We start from the raw sequence: 18,643 nt of genomic DNA, 5'->3' as shown, positions 1-18,643 counted from the left end.
TAGCCCCACTCTTTTTTGTTATTGTTTATTATTTCCTTTGACCAAAAGTATTGCAAAAATGATTGAGAGTAGAATAATTATGACCAGGCCTATTGGCTGAACAATATTTTCATAAGGTGACGGTATATTGATTTGTCCGAACATTAATTTTTTGGTATATAATAAAAATTTGAAATACTCCCCAGAAAACTAGTGCTATAACTGCCCAATTTTTTACCCTATTGATAATATCACCTTGTTCTTTATTTAACTAAGTTTTGTAAATCTTGATTTGTTAGAAAAAAAGTCCACATTTTTTTATGCCGATATCATATTGGAACAAGCCAATCCCATAAAATCTGTTATTAAGCCAATGTATTATAACCGGATTCTGAATGGAGTGATATTGATGTCGGATCCTTTTGTTATACGTTCATTAGATGAGATACGTTTTTGGTCACGCATTATGAAGGAACATTCCTTCTTCCTTCGCTTAGGTTTTAGGTGCGAGGACACTCAATTAATTGATGAGGCCAATCAATTCCAGGCGATCTTTGAGGATATCGAAAGAAGGGCTCATGCATATCCAGAAAATACTGATCCCCAAACCATCAGACAGTTCAACTCAGAAGTTCACAATGCAGCCACACACATTTGGGCGTTTAAGAGGAAAGTACTCGGGCTGATATTACGGTGCAAACTTCCCGGAGGCAACAACTTTCCTCTGCTTGTAGATCATGTTAGCCGGGAAGCAAGATATTTCAGTAACCGATTAGATGAGCTTAATAACGGAAGGCTTGAACCGTTAGCTGATGCGATTATTGATGAGAATGTATTTTTTCTGAAAATTATGGCCGACCACGCAAAGTTTATAGGTCATTTGCTTGATCCGTCTGAAAGAAAACTGGTAGAGCAAGCAAGAGAGTTTAGCCACGAATTCGACATGCTGATGTATCAGGCTATCGATTTAAGCTCAATGCGCCCTGAGTCGCAAACACATCCGCTTTTGAGTCAATTTGTTGATGAAAATCGCATTTCAGTAAAATCATTGCGTGATTTTAAGAAAACTGCACGTGACTTAATTGAAGAGTGCCGAATAAAAAGCATCATTCATCCTTTGTTAGCGGATCATGTTTTCCGCGAAGCAGAAAGATTCTTGTTTATTCTTGACATGTTTGATCGGTCATTGTCCGGTATGAAGGTAAACAGGAAAGAAATTTTACATTGAAATTGACTGAATAGTGATTATAAACGGAATGTCAGGCCGGCGCGGTTTCCGAGGTTTTCGGAGGCCGCGTTTTTTTGCGTTAATAGTAACAATCAGCGAGTCAACAGCAACAGCATTTCATCCAAATGACGTTCCAATGTCAACGCATCATAAAGGCCCCAACGATGTTCTACGATGTAAGAGCACTTATTGCCGACGGCCGGGAGGTTGCCCCAGGCTTCGCTTTGCAGCATTTCCTGGAATTCATTGCTGTGTCTGTCCTTATTCTCGACGGCCATGAATACCCGGTCTCCGGAGTAACGGGAAATGTCCTCAAGCGCGATTTTTTTCCACTTTAGCGACTTCGTCATTAACATCCTGACCCGGTCCGGAGGGACAAAACCGAGTCCTTCATATAAGGTGTGGCCGAAATTATGACCGCCGTAGACGTAAAGCTCGTTGCGATGGTATACAAAAGCTGCGGCGCTTTCCCCTTTTTGCACGTAAGGTTTCAGCTTTTGGCGTATGTTCCGCGCTTTGTTCCGATACGATTCGATCCAAAGTTTGGCCTTATCGCCCCTGCCGAGCAGCCGGCCCAGCTTGTACAGCCGCGCGTAAATGTGGTCATGCCAGTCGAGCAGAGCGGTTGGAGCAACCGCGGCCAAACGGTCATATTGCGGTTCGGGCATATAACTGGGGCATATGATCAGGTCGGGCTGCAGGGAGAGCAGCTTCTCCATATCGAGCGGCTCGTCCAGCGGCTGAATATCACGTGCTTCTTCGCCATAAAGATCGGCCAAAAAACGGTTCGCACCTACGGGCACGACGCCGAGAGGCAGCAGATCGCCGAGCGTATGCAAGGAACAGATCCGGATATCCCGGGACTGCAAACGGACAAACTGGGTAGGGGACACGCCAACGGCTTGCTTGAATCGTCTGCTGAAGTAATACTCGTCCCGAAAGCCTGTCTGCTCGGCGATTTCCTTCAAGCGTTGATCGGAGCCGATCAGCAACTGCTTGGCCCGGTCTATTCGCAACTCGGTCAAATATTGTACCGGTGTTTTGCCGGTCATTTTCTTGAACATGTCGTTATACTTCCAGCGGCTCAGTGCCGTTTGCTCCGCCAGTCTTTCGATCCGGATATCCTTCGAATATTCGCGGTGCAGGTAATGAATCGTTTCCTCCACTTCCCGCTCTACGCCGAATTTGGAGCTCCTGTCCCGCTGTTCAAGCAGCAGTGTCACCAGCTCCTGAAAACGGACTTGAAGCCGGAGCAGCGCAAGCCCGCGGGCCGCGCCCCATTGATCCAGCACGGCGTATAAGCCGGAAACGCATTCCCCACTGACGGAAAAGACCGTTGTGACATATCCGATAAGCGCCGCAGCCGCCTCATTGGACATGAACACAAACTCATACGCCTGCAGGTTTCCGGCAACAGGGGCGGCAGGGAGCAGGCCGGCGATCGAACGGGGAGGGACCAGCACGCAGCCGTTAGGACCGAGATGATGCGTTGCTCCATCAACCTCCAGGTTCGCGGAACCCTGTTTGATCCACCATATAGAATAATGTTCGCTTCGATACTTTTGCGTATTGCTCCCGCCGGCAATGTCAAATTGGCGGATATTAAGAAGGGATAGGATAGGGATCGATGGGGAGGAGGGATCGGATTGCTCATGCTTCATCGTCGAAGAACTCCAATGTTTCCAAATTTATTATCCATGATTTTATCAAATTATCCATCCGCCAGCAACGCGGCCATTTTAGCGGGATACCGTGCACATATAATAAGAAGAGGCCCCGCATGGATGAATGCGGAACCTCTGCCGGCGCTGCTTTACGATTGTGGCTTCAATACTTTGGGCATTTCGTCCAAAAGCCACTCTAGTGTAACCGAATCATTAAAAGCCCACCGGTTGCTCACGACATAGGCTTGTCCATTTTGGACAGCGGGCAGACTTTTCCAGACGGAGTTTTGGATTAATTCCTCGACACCTTTACGGGAAGCTTCGTTGGCGTCCTGCGTGACTAGAAAAATATGATCGCCGGCCAGCTCCGGCAACTTCTCCAAAGAAATCGTTAACCACATCTTATCTTCATTTTCTTTTTCGGCAAACAGACGTTTCAACGCTTCCGGAGGCTTAAAGCCGAGCGCATCGTACATCGTGGGCCCGAGCCGCTGCGGTCCGTATATATAGAGCTGCTTGTCCTGAAAAACAACGAAGGCCGCTGCGGTTTGTCCTTTTTCAACGAGCGGAGCCAGCTCCTTTTTCTTTTGTTCCGACTTGTCTTTGTAACGTTTGATCCAAGCCGCGGCCTCGTCTTGCTTGCCGATAATGTCGCCCAGCGCCGTGATTCGGCTGAACACATCGCCGCTGTAGGGCATTGTCACGGTAGGCGCAATTTTCGACAACCCCTCCAGTGCGGCCGCATCCAGGAAATCCGGCACGATAATCAGATCAGGGGCAAGCGCGAGGACTTTTTCCAAACTGGGAGCCGAACCTTGACCGCCAATATCCTCTACGCCCTTCAGTTGTTCCTCTTCTAATACCAACCGGGCGTTGGCAAAGTTTGTCCCTACCATTTTGGTGTTCAACGACACCATTTCCGGCGCATAGAAGTGGGCCACAATTCGCTTTGGCTCTGACGGAATCTCGACCTTGCGGCCTAAAGCGTCGGTGTACGTATGACTCGCAGGAGGTTGCCCCTTATTCGTGCTGCTGCCCGGTGTGCCGTTCGCGGCCTCTTCCTTACTCGTACCGCAGGCCGCCAGCCCCAACGTGAGCGTCACCGCCAGCAACAGCGCCCCAAATGATCGTTTCTTCGGGATATACATGCTAGACGCTCCCTTTCGATGAGAATGATTATCAACACAGGGACCATTTTACGCGAGTTTCGGTTGATCAACAATGAATATTTTTTTGGTTATTTGGACTTTTTTTGCAACCTGTCTTCCTACTTTAAATTGTGCAAAAAGAGAGAAGCGTTGAGGAAACGTTTGGCCAAAGTTTGAAAATATGTGGTTTGAACGGATAACATGGCGATCACGATCGTATTGCTGACCGCTTCCTGCTGCTGGGGATTTAAGCCGGCAAGGCCATGGGCAAATTCATCCGCTTTTTTCTTCACGGTCGTTTCCATGAGATGATCCTGTTTTTTGTCTCTGTTCAAGTGGCCGGATTGCAGATCGAGCACCTGGTCGTTGTTCTGGTCGAGCTCTTCGAAAATCCCGGAATAACCCGCGTAGAGATCGATGGGGCTGATGAGATCTTTGGCTTGATCGTCAAAGTTATGGAAGATCAGCAAAAGCAGCTTCCTGATGGACTCCAGATCCAACGCGGCCCGTAAATCCTCAATAATGAACAGAATTGCCGCCTGTTCGATCGAATATTTCTTTCCTAACCTCGGAGTACCGATAATCTCTTTCAAATCGCGTTTCACCCAATTTTGCACCGCTGTCAGCGCAAAATGGTTGTATTCAATCTGGGAACCCAGGGCCACGATTTCATTAAGCGACAGTCCTATATCGTTTGGATTCATGTTCATCAGCTTCTCAAAGATCGGGGGCAGAGCCGTGGAGATAAAAGCGCCTAATGAGTTGCCGCCTTCGATCAATTCCTTGTGCGATTTCGCCCATGCTTCCTGGAGGATGTTTTTGGGCGCTTTTTGGCTTTGACCGCTCAGGCTAAGCAGGAGCTGCGACATTTCACTGCGGGTGAGATGGAATGTTTCCATGTTCAATTCCTCCATATAAGTTCTTACGAACTCATCTTACGACGGTGGCGAGAAAAAGTCAAAGAAGAAGCAAATCGGGCATTACGGGTTAAAGAGGCGTGGAGAAGTTCGAATTTGGAGCAATTTGCTCCAAAGCAGGCAAAGTCGGATATTGATATCGACATATGAACTTTGATATTATAAGTTCATAAGAACTCATAAATAAAAAGTTCCAAAGAATTGATCAAACAAGGAGTGTTTGCATGTACGCTTTGAATTTGTTTCTGGTTGCTTTGCTGATCTTGGCTACCGCCTTTTTCGTGGCGGCCGAGTTCGCCATCGTGCGGCTGAGATCAAGCCGGGTCGATCAAATGGTGCTGGAAGGCCGAAAAAATGCATTGGCCGTGCAGCGGGTTACGAGCAATCTGGACGGATATTTATCCGCCTGCCAGCTCGGCATCACGATCACCGCGTTGGGACTTGGATGGCTGGGGGAGCCCACCGTGGAGAAAATCCTGCATCCTGTCTTTGACCGGTACGGATTGCCCGCGGAAATCAGCAGCATTTTATCCTTTGGCATCGCGTTCGCTTCGATTACCTTTCTTCACGTCGTGCTGGGCGAATTGGCCCCTAAAACCTTGGCCATTCAAAAAGCGGAAACGGTCTCTTTGCTGACGGCTAAGCCTTTGATCTACTTCTATAAAGCGATGTACCCCTTTATCTGGGCTTTGAACGGTTCCGCCAACCGGCTGGTGCGCATCTTCGGTATTAAGCCGGCCAAAGAACACGAAGAGGCCCATTCCGAGGAAGAGCTGCGCATTATTCTTACAGAAAGCTACAAGAGCGGGATGATCAACCAGGCGGAATACGGGTATGTGAACAAAATCTTTGCTTTCGACGAGCGGCTGGCCCGTGAAATCATGGTGCCGCGTACGGATATGATGTGCATCGACGTTCATGCCGGCAAAGAAGCGGCGCTGCAGATCATGAAATCCGAGCAATACACCCGGTTTCCCGTATTGGAGGGGAACAAGGACCATATCCTTGGTATTATCAATACCAAACAATTTTTGATGCAATTAAGCGATGATCCGAAGGTGGAAATACGCAAGCTGGTTCAGCCGATCCTGTCTGTCTCGGAAGCTATGCCGGTAAAGGATCTGTTGCTGCGCATGCAGCAGGAATCGGTGCATATGGCCGTTTTGGTCGATGAATATGGAGGAACCTCCGGTTTGATCACGATCGAGGACATTTTGGAAGAGATTGTCGGCGAAATCCGCGACGAATTCGATACGGAAGAGAAAGCCGAAATTGAAAAGCTGGGAGAAAACCATATTCTCGTGGACGGTAAAGTTTCGCTGGAGTCGGTCTGTTCGCTGCTGGGGATCGAATTGCTTGACGAAGAACTGGATACGATCGGGGGATGGGTCTATACGCAAAACCCGGGTTTAAAGAAGGGAAGCGAATGGACGTACGGCCCGTTGAAGTTTACAGTCCGGGAAAAAGACCGCCATCGGATTCGCAAGCTGGAAATTGTTAAGCTGAAAGCAATGGTGTCCGGCCATGAAGATTAAGCCCGATCGCCTGATTAAACGTTCGCTTGCCGGTGAAATCCGCGCTTTCAAGAAGCTGATAGACATGTACAATAAACAGGTTTTCGACTTATGCTTCCGGATGGCCGGGAATAAAACCGCGGTTCAGGACCTGGTAGTCCGTACATTTGTGACGGCCAGGCAGCGGCTCGGCGATTACGATTTCTCCGTGCCGTTTCATGTATGGCTGTATTCGCTCGCCGTATCCTGCTCAGTGCAGGCCGGTACTGAAGCAGAGCGCGTCGGCGAACCGGGGGATGAGGCGGAAGAACTGCTGCGCCAGGTACCTTTCTATCCCAGGATCGCGATGATTCTCAAGTACGCTCATCGGCTGACGCCCGAGGAAACGGCTTACGTCTTGAACTGCCGGGTGGAAACGATCAAGTCCTATTTGCGGCAGGGACGGGAATTGTTGCTCGTGCAGCGCCCTAATATCGCGAAGCCGGATTTATTGCTGGGAACCTAGCCGGCAACCCTTGTCTTGTTTTACGGGGCAAGGGTTGTTTTTTGTTCGCAAATTTTAAAAATTCTTGTAGAATAGAAAGGCCGCCTTTAAGGCTGTTTTCATTTTTACGGAAATAAGGTGATGAATATGAATAAACAAGGGCATGTTGCTTTGGCGGTGACAGCGGGATCGGCCGCTCTGCTGATGATGCCGTCATTGGCCGTGCAAACCGATGCAGGAATAGCAGCGGCGCTCGTGGCGGCAGCGGGAGTCGGCGGAGTGTTCCCGGATTTTGATCATAAGACAAGCACGGTGAGCAATCGTATCCAGTTTCCCCTCCGCTACCGGCGTCTCTTTCGGACCTTGTCCGGATTTCTGGGAGCGCTAGGTGTAGGGTTAGTGGCTTATCGCCAGTTCGGACACGTCCCCGAACCGCTTGAGGAATGGGTGAAGAGCGGGCCGTTATGGCTCGGCGCCGCCATCCTGTTCTGGCTGCTGGCAAGGCTGCGCAGCTTGGTTTTGATCGGCATTGGCGCTTTGCTGCTGGCGGGATACGCGATGTATGACCTGCATTGGATCGCGGCTTTTGCCGGCTTTGCCTTTCTCATTCTTCCGCTGGTTAAACATCGCGGGGTGATTCATACCCCGGAGTTTGCGGCCGTACTATCCATAGGTCTGCTTAATTTTTCCGCTCAGCAACCGGAAATTATCAATATGGCGGCGATCGGGTTTGTCATCGGCTGGTGGGCGCACCTCGCCGGCGATATATTTGGGGACGAAGGGATTCACTTCCTGCTGCTGCCGAAGCTTAAAATCGCTCTCCGGTTGTTTAAAAACGGGGGGCCGGCCGAGCGCTGGATTTCGCGAACATGCTGGGGAGGCAGCCTTCTGATATGGGGAGCCATGTTGCTTCAAACACAAATCCTGCTGAAATAAAAGAAGGAGATGGCGCCGGCCATTACAGGAACAAACGAACAAGCGCTGCTATGCGGCTCAGCATATACCGTTATTGATTGACTTGGAGGTGAGAGGGAGTTGGGCCAAACTTCTAGCTCGTTAAAAGGGATATCAATCATAACAAGCACGAACCGCCCGCGTTTTTTCGATAATATTCTTGAAAATTACAGAAATCAGCTTTACCCGGTAAAAGAACTGGTTATTATCTTGAATAAAGATAGCATGGAATTAGATAAGTACCGAAAAATTGCCCGGAAGTATAAAAATGTCTCCGTCTACAAGCTTCCTGAAAAAGAATCCTTAGGCAGCTGCCTTAATTATGCCGTCAGTAAAACGAAATACCCGTACATCACCAAGTTTGACGATGACGATTTCTACTCGCCTTATTATCTAACCGGACAAATGAAGGCTTTACATCGGTCAAATGCCGATGTGGTGGGGAAACGAGCGTACTTGGCGTACCTCGAAGCCAAGAAATTGCTCGTTCTTCGCTTTCCCAAACAACAGAATAAGTTCGTCGGTGTAGTTGCGGGAGGGACCATCTTATTTAAAAGACGTGTGTTCGACCGCGTCCGATTTCCCCATGTGTCGCTAGGAGAAGACGTCTCATTTTTAAGCAGATGCTGGGCTAAAGGATATAAAGTATATGCGCCTGATCCGTATAACTATGTGCAAATTAGAAGAAAAAATAAAACATCGCATACATGGAAAGGCAGCGATCAATATGTCCTAAAGGGGAGCCGGATTTTTGCGCGAACCGATCAATTTAGGAAAGTGGCTACTCAAAATCGCTAATCCTCGTTGTAATTCCTCCAGAGAATTGGTGGAAGAAAGGGCTATTCGTAAATATTTGTCCCGTGTACTGGCCCCGCTTAAAAAGCGATCGGAGTGATACACGCGAATTCCTTTGTTCAGAAAATAATTCTCCATGTGCGTTCCATCGGCATCATCCGATATGGGAAGCCATCTATAGAAGCTTAGTGGATGGCCAGTACGAGGCAGCTGCGGGAAAAACTCCGTAAACAACCGGTTTGCGGATTCCGCCAGCTGTTTTTTTTTCGCTGCAATTGCACTTGCTTTTCCGGATAAGATCAGTTCGCTGATGATCTCGGCATCCAATGAAGAGGTTTTCACATTAATATTAAAAATGGCCTTCACGATCTTCTCTTTAAAAGCCTCGCTAAACACGATATAAGCCACTCGAAGGCCCGAGCAGATGGACTTGGACGTGCTGCAAATATACACCGTTTGTTCCGGGAGAAGCTGAAACATAGGTTGTCCGTAATCTGCCATAATACCGGCTGACAGAAAGGCGTGTATATCGTCCTCAATTAAAATCAACCGATGCTTTCGAATGACGGCCGCCAGTTCGCGTTTGCGGTAGTCGGGAATCATGACCGTCGTGGGGTTGGAACAAGAAGGCATCAGAAAAACGCCGTGCACATCCATTTGAAGGCACTGATTGTCAAGCTCGCCCGGCAGCATGCCATGTTCGTCACCGGGAATCGGGACCAATTTAATACGGTACAATTTCGAAATCTCGATAAAATTAGAGAATGTATACATATCGACCGCGATCCGGTTGCCTGGTTCGAACAGAGCTAATAACGTGATCGCCAATGCATTTAGCGCCCCGGAAGCGATCGCCATATTGTCTTTGTCCGCATGGATCCCAAAATCCGCCATCCAGTTTAGCGCCGCTGCTTTTTGATGGGGGATGCCTGTAGGGTCATTGTAATTCAAGAGCTGTTCCAAATAACCTTTCTCCGTCACCTTCTTAGCTGCTTCAGCGACAATATTGTTGCTTTGCTCAAATGAGGCGACAAAACCAAGATCGATGATTTCATTTGAAATTTTGTCTTTCGAAATAGTAATGGAGCGTGCCGCGTTGGCTGAAACGAATGTGCCGCTGCCTGTTACCGCATATATTAGGCCTTTGAGTTCGCATAGTTTGTAGGCACGTGTTATGGTCGTAAAATTTATGTCCAAAAAATCGGCCAACTCCCTTTGCGGTGGCAGTTTTGTACCCGGGGCTAAAAATCCGTTTGTGATGTCATGTTCCAGCAGTAGGGCGAGCGAACGATAGAGTGGACGTTTCAAAGCGTCTCTATCGGGTTTCCATGACATGGGGTAATCGGTGAAGGAATTGATCGGCATATTTGCACACCTCACAAAATTGTAATCCATACAATTATATCGTTGATTGTATGGATTTGCACTGCTAAAATGGCATGGATAAGTAATCGTACGAGGAGATGCAAGTAAATCATGACTAACAGAAGCGAACTTCAATTGGCGTTTCGTGCCGCCTTTCCTGCTACGATCCCCATTTTGGCAGGCTTTTTATTCTTGGGGATTGCCTACGGCATCTTTATGAACATATCGGGATTTGGGGCAGGGTATGCTTTCCTGATGAGCCTGCTTATTTTTGCCGGGTCGATGGAATTTGTCGCTGTCCATCTGCTGCTGGGCGCTTTTAACCCATTAGGCGCTTTTTTCCTCGCTTTAATGGTTAACGCGCGCCATCTTTTTTACGGGATATCTATGCTTGAAAAATTTAAAGGGAGCGGGTTAAAAAAGATCTATCTGATTTTTGGCATGTGTGATGAAACGTTCTCCATTAATTACACCGCCCAAATACCGCAAGGGGTGAATAAAGGGTGGTACATGTTCTTCGTTACCTTGCTTAATCACATCTATTGGGTGCTTGGCGCTACCATTGGGGGACTGTTTGGGTCACTAGTTCAAATAAACATGGAAGGACTTGAGTTTGTGATGACGGCTTTATTTGTGGTCATCTTCATCGAACAATGGCTGAAAGAAACAACACATCACAGCGCGTTACTGGGGTTGGGGCTATCTGTGTTATGCCTCTTTATTTTTAACGGGGACAACTTTATCATACCTTCCATGATTTTGATCCTCTGCGTGCTTACTTTGATGCGGAGGCCACTGGAAAAGAAAACGGGTGAAACTACATGACAATGACTTTATTGGAACAAGTGATTACTATTGGAATAGTCGTTTTGGGAACCATGCTGACCAGATTTATTCCCTTTATGATTTTCCCTCCGGGCCGGCCCGCTCCGCGTTATGTGCAATATCTCGGGAAAGTGCTGCCCGCGGCGGCTTTAGGATTATTGGTTGTCTACAGTATCAAAGACGTGAATTTTATATCCGGCAACCATGGAGCGCCAGAATTGATTTCGATGGCCATTGTTGCTTTCTTGCATTTTTGGAAAAGGAATATGCTGTTATCGATCCTAACGGGTACCCTGGTCTATATGCTGTTGGTTCAATTTGTTTTTTAAAATGTTTAAAAAAATAGCGTCAGTCATTAATAAACGTTGATTTGGAGAGCATTTTTGAATTGTAAGCGATTAACATATGATCTTTTGTATGATTCCGGCAGTTCACCTTCCTTACTCCTGCTTTACAAACTTTTACACTGAACGTATGATTTATTTTGTTTCCACTAAGAATAAATCAATTCATTATCGCTGAATTTCCTTAAGGAAAACGGGGGACCCGTTAAAAACTTACCTGCCTTTCAGGTGAGTTTCTCTTTTGGGGTGAATCTTGGCAGTTGATCCAGCGATCCGCCAGGTAGGGCGACTCTTGCCGCCCGAATCCGACAGCTAACCTCGTAAGCGTAGTCAGGAGTGGGTTGTATGACTTGTGAAGTTTAGCACAGGGGCCCCTGTGTTTTTTTATTGCCTCGAATTGGCCTATTTGCCCTTAATCTTCAGTTTGTATTTGAAATAATACTTATTTCTGCCGAGCAATATAAAAAAACAACGTAATTTAGGCGGTGACCCCCTGTGCTTTCTTATATAAAGCGATTTCTTATTGGACGGCCGTTAAAATCAACGGAACTGGGCGAACAGAAACTAAGCAAGACCAAAGCGCTGGCCATCCTTTCTTCCGATGCCTTGTCATCGGTGGCTTACGGGCCGGAACAGATCCTGCTTGTTTTAATGGTCGTGGGAGCGGTAGCCTATTGGTATTCGATTCCCATTGCTGCCGGTGTTTTGGTTTTGCTGGTGGCGCTTATTTTGTCTTACCGGCAAATTATTTTTGCTTATCCTCATGGCGGTGGGGCTTATGTGGTTTCCAAGCAAAACCTGGGTGTAATTCCCGGACTGATTGCCGGCGGTTCATTACTTGTTGACTATATCTTGACCGTTGCGGTAAGCGTTTCGGCCGGTACGGACGCCATTACTTCGGCTTTTCCGGGCCTTCATCCATACACGGTGCCCATAGCCGTAGGTTTTGTATTGTTAATTACCATTCTCAATTTGCGTGGTGTCACCGAATCGGCTACGATTTTTGCCTTTCCCGTTTATTTATTTGTTCTGGCCCTGGTGATTTTGATTTGTTCCGGCCTTTATAAAATTATGACCGGCCAAATTTTGCCGGAGTTACACGCTCCGCTTGGTTCTCCAGTGGCTGGAATTAGTTTATTCTTGCTGCTTCGTGCCTTTGCTTCCGGATGTTCCGCTTTGACAGGGGTAGAAGCGATCTCAAACGCCATCCCCAACTTTAAAGAGCCGGCTCCGCGCAATGCGGCAAAAACCTTGCTGGCCATGGGGGGCATATTGGCTGTATTGTTCACGGGAATTGTGTTTCTGGCTTATTATTATGGCATAGGCCCTCTCGCGGAGGTTACCGTGCTTTCCCAAATCGCGGAACACACTTTCGGAAGAAATATCATGTATTTCTTCATTCAGGGAACGACGGCTTTGATTCTTATTCTGGCTGCCAACACCGGATATTCCGCCTTTCCGTTGCTTGCCGTTAATTTGGCCAAAGACAAGTTCATCCCAAGAGCGTTTACGGTTCGCGGAGACCGGCTGGGATATTCAAATGGCATTATTTTCCTGGGGCTGTTTTCGATTTTGCTGATTATCGTTTTTGAAGGGAAAACCGAACTTTTAATTCCGCTTTATGCGATCGGCGTGTTTATTCCTTTTACACTGTCCCAGTCAGGCATGATGGTAAAGTGGTTACGGGAAAAACCTCCAGGTTGGATCAAGAAATTTTTGGCCAATACCATCGGGGCCTTGATCAGTCTGTTGGTCAGCGTGGTGTTTTTCATCACCAAGTTCCATAATGTCTGGCCGGTCCTTATCTTTTTACCTTTAATTATTTACTCCTTTTATCGGATTCATAAGCACTACGAAGCGATTGCGGAGCAGTTGAGAATTTCAACTTGCGAGCGGGCTATACCGATCGAAGGAAACGTGGTGATCGTACCCGTTGCAGGAATCACGCGCGTGGTGGAGAATTCGCTGAACTATGCCAAGTCCCTGCTCCCGTATCAAATCATTGCGGTGCACGTCCCTTTTGAGAAAGCGGACGAAGCGGTGTTTGAAGAGAAGTGGAAAAAATGGCAGCCGGACGTTAGATTGGTGACATTGTACTCTCCGTATCGAAGCATAATTCACCCGTTGATTAAGTTCGTGGATACGGTGCAAAAAAAGGCGCACGAAGCAAATTATCAGGTGACTGTGGTCATCCCGCAATTTATTCCGAAAAAAGGATGGCACAATATCCTGCACAACCAATCGAGCCTGTTGATTCGCGCGCATCTGCTTTACCGGAGAGATGTCATCGTCGCCACGGTTCCGTATCATTTGAAAAAATAACCGAATCAAAGAGCCAGAGGGAGTTCCCCTCTGGCTCTTGCAGGATGCGCTCTTACACGCTGTCCGATCCCGCGCTGCTTTCCTCGTCGGGCGGCACGTCGCCGATCAGCTTCCACGGACCCCATTCTCCGGTTGTTCCCGGTTCCTGTCCTCGTGTCCACCACAGGGCTTGCCAGAATTGCCCGTTATGCACAACGATTTCACCTTCGTTATAGACCCTGATCGGATTCCAGATGAGGTACTTTCCGAAACGGTTAGGGTCTCCCGGGAAACCGGGCTCGGGCGTGGTGGGCGCCGACGGATTGATGCTGAGGTTCACATCCATCACCTGATAGAAGGCATTTGGGGTATCGGCGATATCCCAAACGGCCACGATGACGTGGTAGCCTTCCCGGTCGTTCGGCACAAAGCAATCGTTATAAACGTCGATTGGCGGAATCGCGCCGTCATCGATATAGCGGCAGAACAACTCAAGATCCGCCCGTTTTAAAGGGGAATCGGGGTCCCAGTCTTTTTTCGTAATATAATAATCCCATGTATTCGTGCTGTGATTGGCTGTAAGCTTCCAATGGAACGTATGCTCTCCGCCTACCATATCTACCTTGGTCCAGCGATCGGCCGTTTGCTCGTCGAGTTCAAAAAACTTCCCGCCGCTGGCGATCTGGCCGTCAGGGACACCGAATTCAGGGAAATCTCCCCGGCCCTCAACACTGAAAGGCTCCCATTTCACCGGCCCGCAATCGGAGTTTTGGCCAATGGAACATAGATGGGCGCGGCTGTCCGTCAAATATCCGTGCGCGGAAGCGCTGTCCGCAAACACAAACGAACCCGCCAGCATCAGAAACAGGGTACCCGCCGAAGCAACAAACCATTTCATCAATGACTTATGACGATACACAAAAGTCCGGGCTGTCATGATTCTACTCCTCCTTGCATTTTTTAATAGAATTTTCCGCGAGCTTTCCAAGCTCAATTTTGACAACGCTTTCACTGACTTGAGACGCGGGTAATCGGAGCCTGCAGATCCCTCCCTTCAATGAACTTTTTATGAATCAATTCCAAAGAAGCCTGTCCATTCTTATGGAAATTGATCCCCAAACGATAAATAATCCATATATTGGATTTATTTACTACATACTATATTATGACCCCATAATTGTCAATGAGATTATAATATATATTAGGTAATAATATTTACATATATGTCGAAGTTTTGAATAATTTGTTGTACCAGTAGAACTATAGTATCCGTTTGAATATGGTTGGTAAGATGCATTACATCAAAATGGGTAAGGAGTATAATGATCAAAAAATAAATGTTAAGAGGGTATAGTATGAAGAAAAATTTCATTGTATTCGGATTTACGGCTTTTATATTGTTGGCGGGTTGTTCTGCGAGTCACGCGGCAACCAACTTAACTACGGATTCTCAGAAAGAAAATCCAACGGTTAAGGAAGCAAGCCACTTCACGTATGACCATCAGGAGGAGTGGGAATTTGTAGCGGGGAAAATGCAATCTCCAATAGACATTGTTACATCCAAGCTTATTGATTATGAGGGAACTGATTTGGCATTAAGCTATGATCAGGTGGGCACTTCCATTGAGGATAACGGGCATAGCATACAGGTGGGGTTACGCGGTACCGCAGAAATAAATGATCGGACGTTTACGCTGTCCCAAGTTCATTTTCATGCCGAAAGCGAGCATACGATCGATGGCAAGCACTTTCCGCTTGAAGGGCACTTTGTGCACCAAGCTCAAGACGGCCGGATCGCCGTGATCGGGGTTATGTTTGCTGCAGGAGAAGAAAATAAAGCCTTCGGGCAAATTTTGGACGCGGCAAAAGCGAATGCAGAAGGGGAAAAGGGAATCACGATCGACAAACTGGAGATCGGTCAACTGCTTCCTGCTCATTTGAGCTATTATCATTATTTGGGGTCCTTGACGACACCCCCGTTAACCGAAAATGTGGAGTGGTATATTCTAACGGAACCTGTTGAACTTTCCCAGGAGCAACTGAATGAATTTTATAAATACTACGACAACAATCATCGCGACATCCAAGAATTAAATGACCGTAAAGTTTTTATGAAATCTTAGTTCTTCCTAAAGATGTATGCAGTCTGCCACATTCGCCTGCCGCAGTCGGAGGAGTACCGGAATCTCTTTGGACTCCTCCGTACAGCAGGCCTCCTGATGAGGAATCCCGCGGGCAGAACCTCTTTACCGGCCGTCCCGAACGAACGATTCGATTCTGGCCTTAATAGCGTCCCGAACAGTTCGGAACTGTGCCATGATTTCTTCTTCGGTGCCGGTTGCTTTGGCCGGGTCGTCGAAACCCCAATGCCATTTGATCGCCTTTGGATTTGAAATCGCAGGACAGTGCTCGTCCGCATGTCCGCATAACGTAATAACGTAAGTGGCGCGGTTTAAGACGTCCTGATCGATGACATCGGAACTGTTTCCGCTGATATCGATCCCGGCTTCCCGCATCACTTGAACGGCGCGGGGATTAAGCCCATGTGCCTCAAGGCCGGCGCTTTTTACTTCGTATTTGTCTCCGCCAAGAGCGCTCAGAAATCCGTCGGCGATTTGACTGCGGCAAGAATTTCCCGTACACAAGAAGTAAACAAGCGGTTTTGTACTCATTTTCAAATTCCCCTTTACATTCATTATTTTTTGAACTAGCCTATTATTTTTAGCCCAATGAACATACCGCAGAGCGTTAAAAATAAGACGGGAACCGTCAAGACGATACCCGTCTTAAAATACGCGCCCCACGTGATTTTAACGCCTTTGTTTGATAGGACATGGAGCCAAAGCAGGGTGGCCAGCGAACCGATTGGCGTAAGTTTGGGCCCCAAATCGGAACCAATGACATTCGCATAGATGAATGCTTCCCTTATGAGGCCGGTTGCGCTTGTCCCGTCAATGGCCAGGGCGTTGATCATGACCGTAGGCATGTTGTTCATGACGGACGACAGGATTGCCGCAATAAATCCGGCCCCGATGGTTGCGGCGAACAGGCCTTGAGCCCCGATCCATTCGAATATCTCCGCGAGTTGATCCGTTAAACCTACATTTCGGAGCCCGTAGACGACCACGTACATCCCGATGGAAAAAACCACCACAGACCAAGGAGCGCTTTTGACGAGCTTCCAGGGATGGAATCCCCGGCTTTGTTTTACGAACAGCAGAAAAATCAAAGCTGCCGCGCCGACAATGATGGAGATGGGGATCTGAATAAATTCGCTGGCGAGATAGGCGATAAAGAGAACCCCCAAAATAACCCAGGAAATCTTGAACAAACGAACGTCTTTGATCGCTTCAACCGGATTTCTCAGCTGCGATACGTCGTACTTCTCCGGAATGCTCCTCCGGTAAAACAAGTATAGGACCAGCAGGCTCGCGGCAACCGAGAAGAGGGTCGGGATGATCATGCGGCTTGCGTACTCCAAGAAACCGATCCCAAAAAAATCGGACGAAACGATGTTCACAAGGTTACTGACAACGAGCGGCAGCGATGCCGTGTCGGAGATGAAGCCGCTGGCCATGATGAAGGGAATGATCATGCGCTCATCCATATGGAGCGCCCTGACCATGGCCAGGACGATCGGTGTAAGAATAAGGGCGGCGCCATCGTTGGCGAAGAAAAAAGCGACAACGGCTCCGAGCAGGATCACGTAGATGAACATAAGTATGCCGTTCCCGCGCGCAAAACGAGCCATATGCAGCGCGGCCCATTCGAAGAAGCCGATTTCGTCCAAAATAAGGGAAATCAGAATAATTGCAACAAACGCTAATGTAGCGTTCCAAACGATTCGGCTTACGTCCCACACATCCTGGAGATTTACAACGCCGGAGATTAAGGCGGCAATGGCGCCTCCGCATGCGGACCACCCGATGTTTAACCCTTTTGGCTGCCAGATGACGAAAATCAAAGTAACAAGAAAGACCATTGTGGCGATAATAAGCATAGGAGACCTCCCAGGTTAACAACAACGATTAGGATGATGGGCTTTCATTTTCTCCTTCATGGAAGGGAGTTGATTTAAGATATCGTTCAAATAAGGTTTGTCGCCGACGTTTAGTGCGTAATAAATCCATTGGCTGCGGCGGGTTTCGTTCACAATTCCGCCCGTTTTTAATTTCTTTAAGTGCTGACTGATATTAGGCTGCGTCGTTTCAAGAATATCCACGATATCGCATACGCACATCTCTTGTTCTTTCAAAAGGGCGACGATCATTAAACGCGTCTTATCCGAAAGCAACTTCAGCGTTTCCGCCATTTCAGCGATGGAGGTTTCGGGTGTGGTCATATGTTAACTCCTTTCATTAAAACTGGCGAACTCAGCAAAACAAATTATATAATCAATCAATTATATTATCAAGCACTTATATCGTACGAAATAGAAAAAATCAAACTATTTTGATTTAATGTTGAAATTTCCAGTTGGCCGTGATATGATTTGTACATCAAAAATATTTGATGAATGGTGGGGGCACGATGATGAATCACTACGTCATGGAGAAACTCATGCAGTTCCAGCAAAATGAAATTGAACAACACGCGCGCCGGGCATGGATGTGGCCGAACCGAAAAGATCGGAAACAAGCAAAAATTTTCCAAACGCTGGTTGCGAAATTGGCCGCACCCTGTTGCCCAGCCTGCTGCTAAAGGAGCGTGTTGATATGATAAGAGAGCTGCCCGTCATTTCGAAGGCGGATGAAACGGTTGATTTTGCAAAATATGAAGCTAAGTTCAAGGCGCTGGCCGATCAAAAACGCCTGCAAATTATGTATGAACTGACGCAAAAAGGAAGTGTGTGCGTTTGCGATTTAATGGATATCGTGGATATGCCGCAATCGAAACTTTCGTATCACTTAAAGATTCTGTTTGAAGCCGGATTAATCACCAGAGAGACAAAGGGCACATGGAGCTATTATGAATTAAACCATGCCGAAGTCAACCGGCTGCTGTCTCCGGAGCTATGCTGTGTTTTTCGAAAGGCAGACAAACAACCTGGCGGATGCTGTTCATGAAATCCGCTGGGTTTTAAGTTGTCTAATTAATCAAAATATTTTGATATATTCGGAGGAGA

General features: G+C 47.5%; 18 protein-coding genes and 1 riboswitch. Of the genes, 10 read left to right on the top strand and 8 right to left on the bottom strand.

The features are described 5' to 3' along the window. Window positions 1–388: 388 nt before the first annotated feature. Complete coding sequence (locus DYE26_RS19405; protein WP_036626429.1) at window positions 389–1,207, top strand: DUF2935 domain-containing protein; 819 nt, start codon at window positions 389–391, stop codon at window positions 1,205–1,207. Between the two features lie 92 nt (window positions 1,208–1,299). Here DYE26_RS19405 and DYE26_RS19400 read toward each other — a convergent pair whose 3' ends face one another. The 3 genes from DYE26_RS19400 to DYE26_RS19390 all read right to left on the bottom strand — a co-directional run bounded on the left by DYE26_RS19400 (window position 1,300) and on the right by DYE26_RS19390 (window position 4,918). Continuing rightward, the gene (locus DYE26_RS19400; protein WP_036626427.1) at window positions 1,300–2,868 is read right to left on the bottom strand and encodes an AraC family transcriptional regulator; all 1,569 of its coding nucleotides are present in this window, start codon (window positions 2,866–2,868) and stop codon (window positions 1,300–1,302) included. A gap of 152 nt (window positions 2,869–3,020) precedes the next feature. Further along, a complete protein-coding gene (locus DYE26_RS19395) occupies window positions 3,021–4,019 on the bottom strand; it encodes an ABC transporter substrate-binding protein (protein ID WP_036626425.1) in 999 nt (332 codons plus the stop codon). Window positions 4,020–4,138: 119 nt separating this feature from the next. Beyond that, window positions 4,139–4,918 (bottom strand): DUF1836 domain-containing protein, encoded by a 780-nt coding sequence (locus DYE26_RS19390; RefSeq protein ID WP_036626424.1) that lies wholly within the window; start codon window positions 4,916–4,918, stop codon window positions 4,139–4,141. 242 nt (window positions 4,919–5,160) lie between these two features. On the opposite strand from DYE26_RS19390, the gene DYE26_RS19385 reads away from it, so the two are divergent. From DYE26_RS19385 to DYE26_RS19370, 4 genes are all read left to right on the top strand, one after another. Beyond that, on the top strand, window positions 5,161–6,471 hold the full coding sequence (locus tag DYE26_RS19385) for a hemolysin family protein (protein WP_036626423.1): 1,311 nt from the start codon (window positions 5,161–5,163) through the stop codon (window positions 6,469–6,471). Next, window positions 6,461–6,955, top strand: a complete 495-nt coding sequence (locus DYE26_RS19380; RefSeq protein WP_036626422.1) for a sigma factor-like helix-turn-helix DNA-binding protein — start codon at window positions 6,461–6,463, stop codon at window positions 6,953–6,955. Before DYE26_RS19385 ends, DYE26_RS19380 begins: the two co-directional genes overlap by 11 nt. Window positions 6,956–7,081: 126 nt before the next feature. Continuing rightward, window positions 7,082–7,870, top strand: coding sequence for a metal-dependent hydrolase (locus DYE26_RS19375; RefSeq protein ID WP_036626421.1), 789 nt, complete (start codon window positions 7,082–7,084; stop codon window positions 7,868–7,870). A 99-nt stretch (window positions 7,871–7,969) separates the two neighbouring features. Continuing rightward, a complete protein-coding gene (locus DYE26_RS19370; protein ID WP_082207945.1) occupies window positions 7,970–8,686 on the top strand; it encodes a glycosyltransferase family 2 protein in 717 nt (238 codons plus the stop codon). Here DYE26_RS19370 and DYE26_RS19365 read toward each other — a convergent pair. Next, window positions 8,621–10,048 carry an aminotransferase-like domain-containing protein gene (locus tag DYE26_RS19365; protein ID WP_051985731.1) on the bottom strand — a complete coding sequence of 476 codons (1,428 nt, stop codon included), beginning with the start codon at window positions 10,046–10,048 and terminating at the stop codon, window positions 8,621–8,623. The two genes, DYE26_RS19370 and DYE26_RS19365, sit on opposite strands and share 66 nt — an antisense overlap. A gap of 111 nt (window positions 10,049–10,159) precedes the next feature. Here DYE26_RS19365 and azlC point away from each other — a divergent pair, with 111 nt between their 5' ends. The 3 genes from azlC (at window position 10,160) to DYE26_RS19350 (ending at window position 13,539) form a co-directional block, all read left to right on the top strand. After that, complete coding sequence (azlC, locus tag DYE26_RS19360; RefSeq protein WP_036626420.1) at window positions 10,160–10,873, top strand: azaleucine resistance protein AzlC; 714 nt, start codon at window positions 10,160–10,162, stop codon at window positions 10,871–10,873. After that, window positions 10,870–11,202: a branched-chain amino acid transporter permease gene (locus DYE26_RS19355; protein ID WP_036626419.1), complete on the top strand. Its 333-nt coding sequence runs from the start codon at window positions 10,870–10,872 to the stop codon at window positions 11,200–11,202. The genes azlC and DYE26_RS19355 overlap by 4 nt, the downstream gene beginning before the upstream one ends. Window positions 11,203–11,379: 177 nt before the next feature. Continuing rightward, a riboswitch (cyclic di-AMP (ydaO/yuaA leader) is annotated at window positions 11,380–11,559 on the top strand. Window positions 11,560–11,712: 153 nt separating this feature from the next. Beyond that, a complete protein-coding gene (locus DYE26_RS19350) occupies window positions 11,713–13,539 on the top strand; it encodes an APC family permease (RefSeq protein WP_036626418.1) in 1,827 nt (608 codons plus the stop codon). A 52-nt stretch (window positions 13,540–13,591) separates the two neighbouring features. On the opposite strand, the gene DYE26_RS19345 is transcribed toward DYE26_RS19350, so the two are convergent. Continuing rightward, window positions 13,592–14,455, bottom strand: a complete 864-nt coding sequence (locus DYE26_RS19345; protein ID WP_036626417.1) for a lytic polysaccharide monooxygenase — start codon at window positions 14,453–14,455, stop codon at window positions 13,592–13,594. 418 nt (window positions 14,456–14,873) lie between these two features. Between DYE26_RS19345 and DYE26_RS19340 the strand changes: the two genes are divergently transcribed. After that, the gene (locus DYE26_RS19340; RefSeq protein ID WP_036626415.1) at window positions 14,874–15,641 is read left to right on the top strand and encodes a carbonic anhydrase; all 768 of its coding nucleotides are present in this window, start codon (window positions 14,874–14,876) and stop codon (window positions 15,639–15,641) included. 123 nt (window positions 15,642–15,764) lie between these two features. Here the strand turns inward: DYE26_RS19340 and arsC are convergent, their stop codons facing one another. From arsC to DYE26_RS19325, 3 genes are read right to left on the bottom strand one after another with little or no spacing between them, the layout of a single operon-like run. After that, window positions 15,765–16,190 carry an arsenate reductase (thioredoxin) gene (gene arsC / locus DYE26_RS19335; protein ID WP_036626413.1) on the bottom strand — a complete coding sequence of 142 codons (426 nt, stop codon included), beginning with the start codon at window positions 16,188–16,190 and terminating at the stop codon, window positions 15,765–15,767. A gap of 35 nt (window positions 16,191–16,225) precedes the next feature. Next, complete coding sequence (locus DYE26_RS19330; protein ID WP_036626412.1) at window positions 16,226–17,518, bottom strand: arsenic transporter; 1,293 nt, start codon at window positions 17,516–17,518, stop codon at window positions 16,226–16,228. 15 nt (window positions 17,519–17,533) lie between these two features. Further along, window positions 17,534–17,860 carry an ArsR/SmtB family transcription factor gene (locus tag DYE26_RS19325; protein WP_036626411.1) on the bottom strand — a complete coding sequence of 109 codons (327 nt, stop codon included), beginning with the start codon at window positions 17,858–17,860 and terminating at the stop codon, window positions 17,534–17,536. Between the two features lie 373 nt (window positions 17,861–18,233). On the opposite strand from DYE26_RS19325, the gene DYE26_RS19320 reads away from it, so the two are divergent. Beyond that, window positions 18,234–18,584, top strand: a complete 351-nt coding sequence (locus DYE26_RS19320; RefSeq protein ID WP_082207944.1) for an ArsR/SmtB family transcription factor — start codon at window positions 18,234–18,236, stop codon at window positions 18,582–18,584. Window positions 18,585–18,643: the final 59 nt, after the last annotated feature.

This window comes from Paenibacillus macerans (assembly GCF_900454495.1).
GTDB classification, from domain to species: Bacteria; Bacillota; Bacilli; order Paenibacillales; family Paenibacillaceae; genus Fontibacillus; species Fontibacillus macerans.
Note: the sequence above shows the minus strand (reverse complement) of the source record. Positions and strands in the feature narration are given on the sequence as shown.

Coding starts and splice junctions, on each gene's coding strand:
- DYE26_RS19405 (WP_036626429.1), top strand. CDS start 389: ATGTCGGATCCTTTTGTTATACGTTCATTAGATGAGATACGTTTTTGG.
- DYE26_RS19345 (WP_036626417.1), bottom strand. CDS start 14,455: ATGACAGCCCGGACTTTTGTGTATCGTCATAAGTCATTGATGAAATGG.
- DYE26_RS19340 (WP_036626415.1), top strand. CDS start 14,874: ATGAAGAAAAATTTCATTGTATTCGGATTTACGGCTTTTATATTGTTG.
- DYE26_RS19385 (WP_036626423.1), top strand. CDS start 5,161: ATGTACGCTTTGAATTTGTTTCTGGTTGCTTTGCTGATCTTGGCTACC.
- DYE26_RS19330 (WP_036626412.1), bottom strand. CDS start 17,518: ATGCTTATTATCGCCACAATGGTCTTTCTTGTTACTTTGATTTTCGTC.
- DYE26_RS19365 (WP_051985731.1), bottom strand. CDS start 10,048: ATGCCGATCAATTCCTTCACCGATTACCCCATGTCATGGAAACCCGAT.
- DYE26_RS19325 (WP_036626411.1), bottom strand. CDS start 17,860: ATGACCACACCCGAAACCTCCATCGCTGAAATGGCGGAAACGCTGAAG.
- DYE26_RS19355 (WP_036626419.1), top strand. CDS start 10,870: ATGACAATGACTTTATTGGAACAAGTGATTACTATTGGAATAGTCGTT.
- azlC (WP_036626420.1), top strand. CDS start 10,160: ATGACTAACAGAAGCGAACTTCAATTGGCGTTTCGTGCCGCCTTTCCT.
- DYE26_RS19400 (WP_036626427.1), bottom strand. CDS start 2,868: ATGAAGCATGAGCAATCCGATCCCTCCTCCCCATCGATCCCTATCCTA.
- arsC (WP_036626413.1), bottom strand. CDS start 16,190: ATGAGTACAAAACCGCTTGTTTACTTCTTGTGTACGGGAAATTCTTGC.
- DYE26_RS19390 (WP_036626424.1), bottom strand. CDS start 4,918: ATGGAAACATTCCATCTCACCCGCAGTGAAATGTCGCAGCTCCTGCTT.
- DYE26_RS19375 (WP_036626421.1), top strand. CDS start 7,082: ATGAATAAACAAGGGCATGTTGCTTTGGCGGTGACAGCGGGATCGGCC.
- DYE26_RS19320 (WP_082207944.1), top strand. CDS start 18,234: ATGATAAGAGAGCTGCCCGTCATTTCGAAGGCGGATGAAACGGTTGAT.
- DYE26_RS19380 (WP_036626422.1), top strand. CDS start 6,461: ATGAAGATTAAGCCCGATCGCCTGATTAAACGTTCGCTTGCCGGTGAA.
- DYE26_RS19395 (WP_036626425.1), bottom strand. CDS start 4,019: ATGTATATCCCGAAGAAACGATCATTTGGGGCGCTGTTGCTGGCGGTG.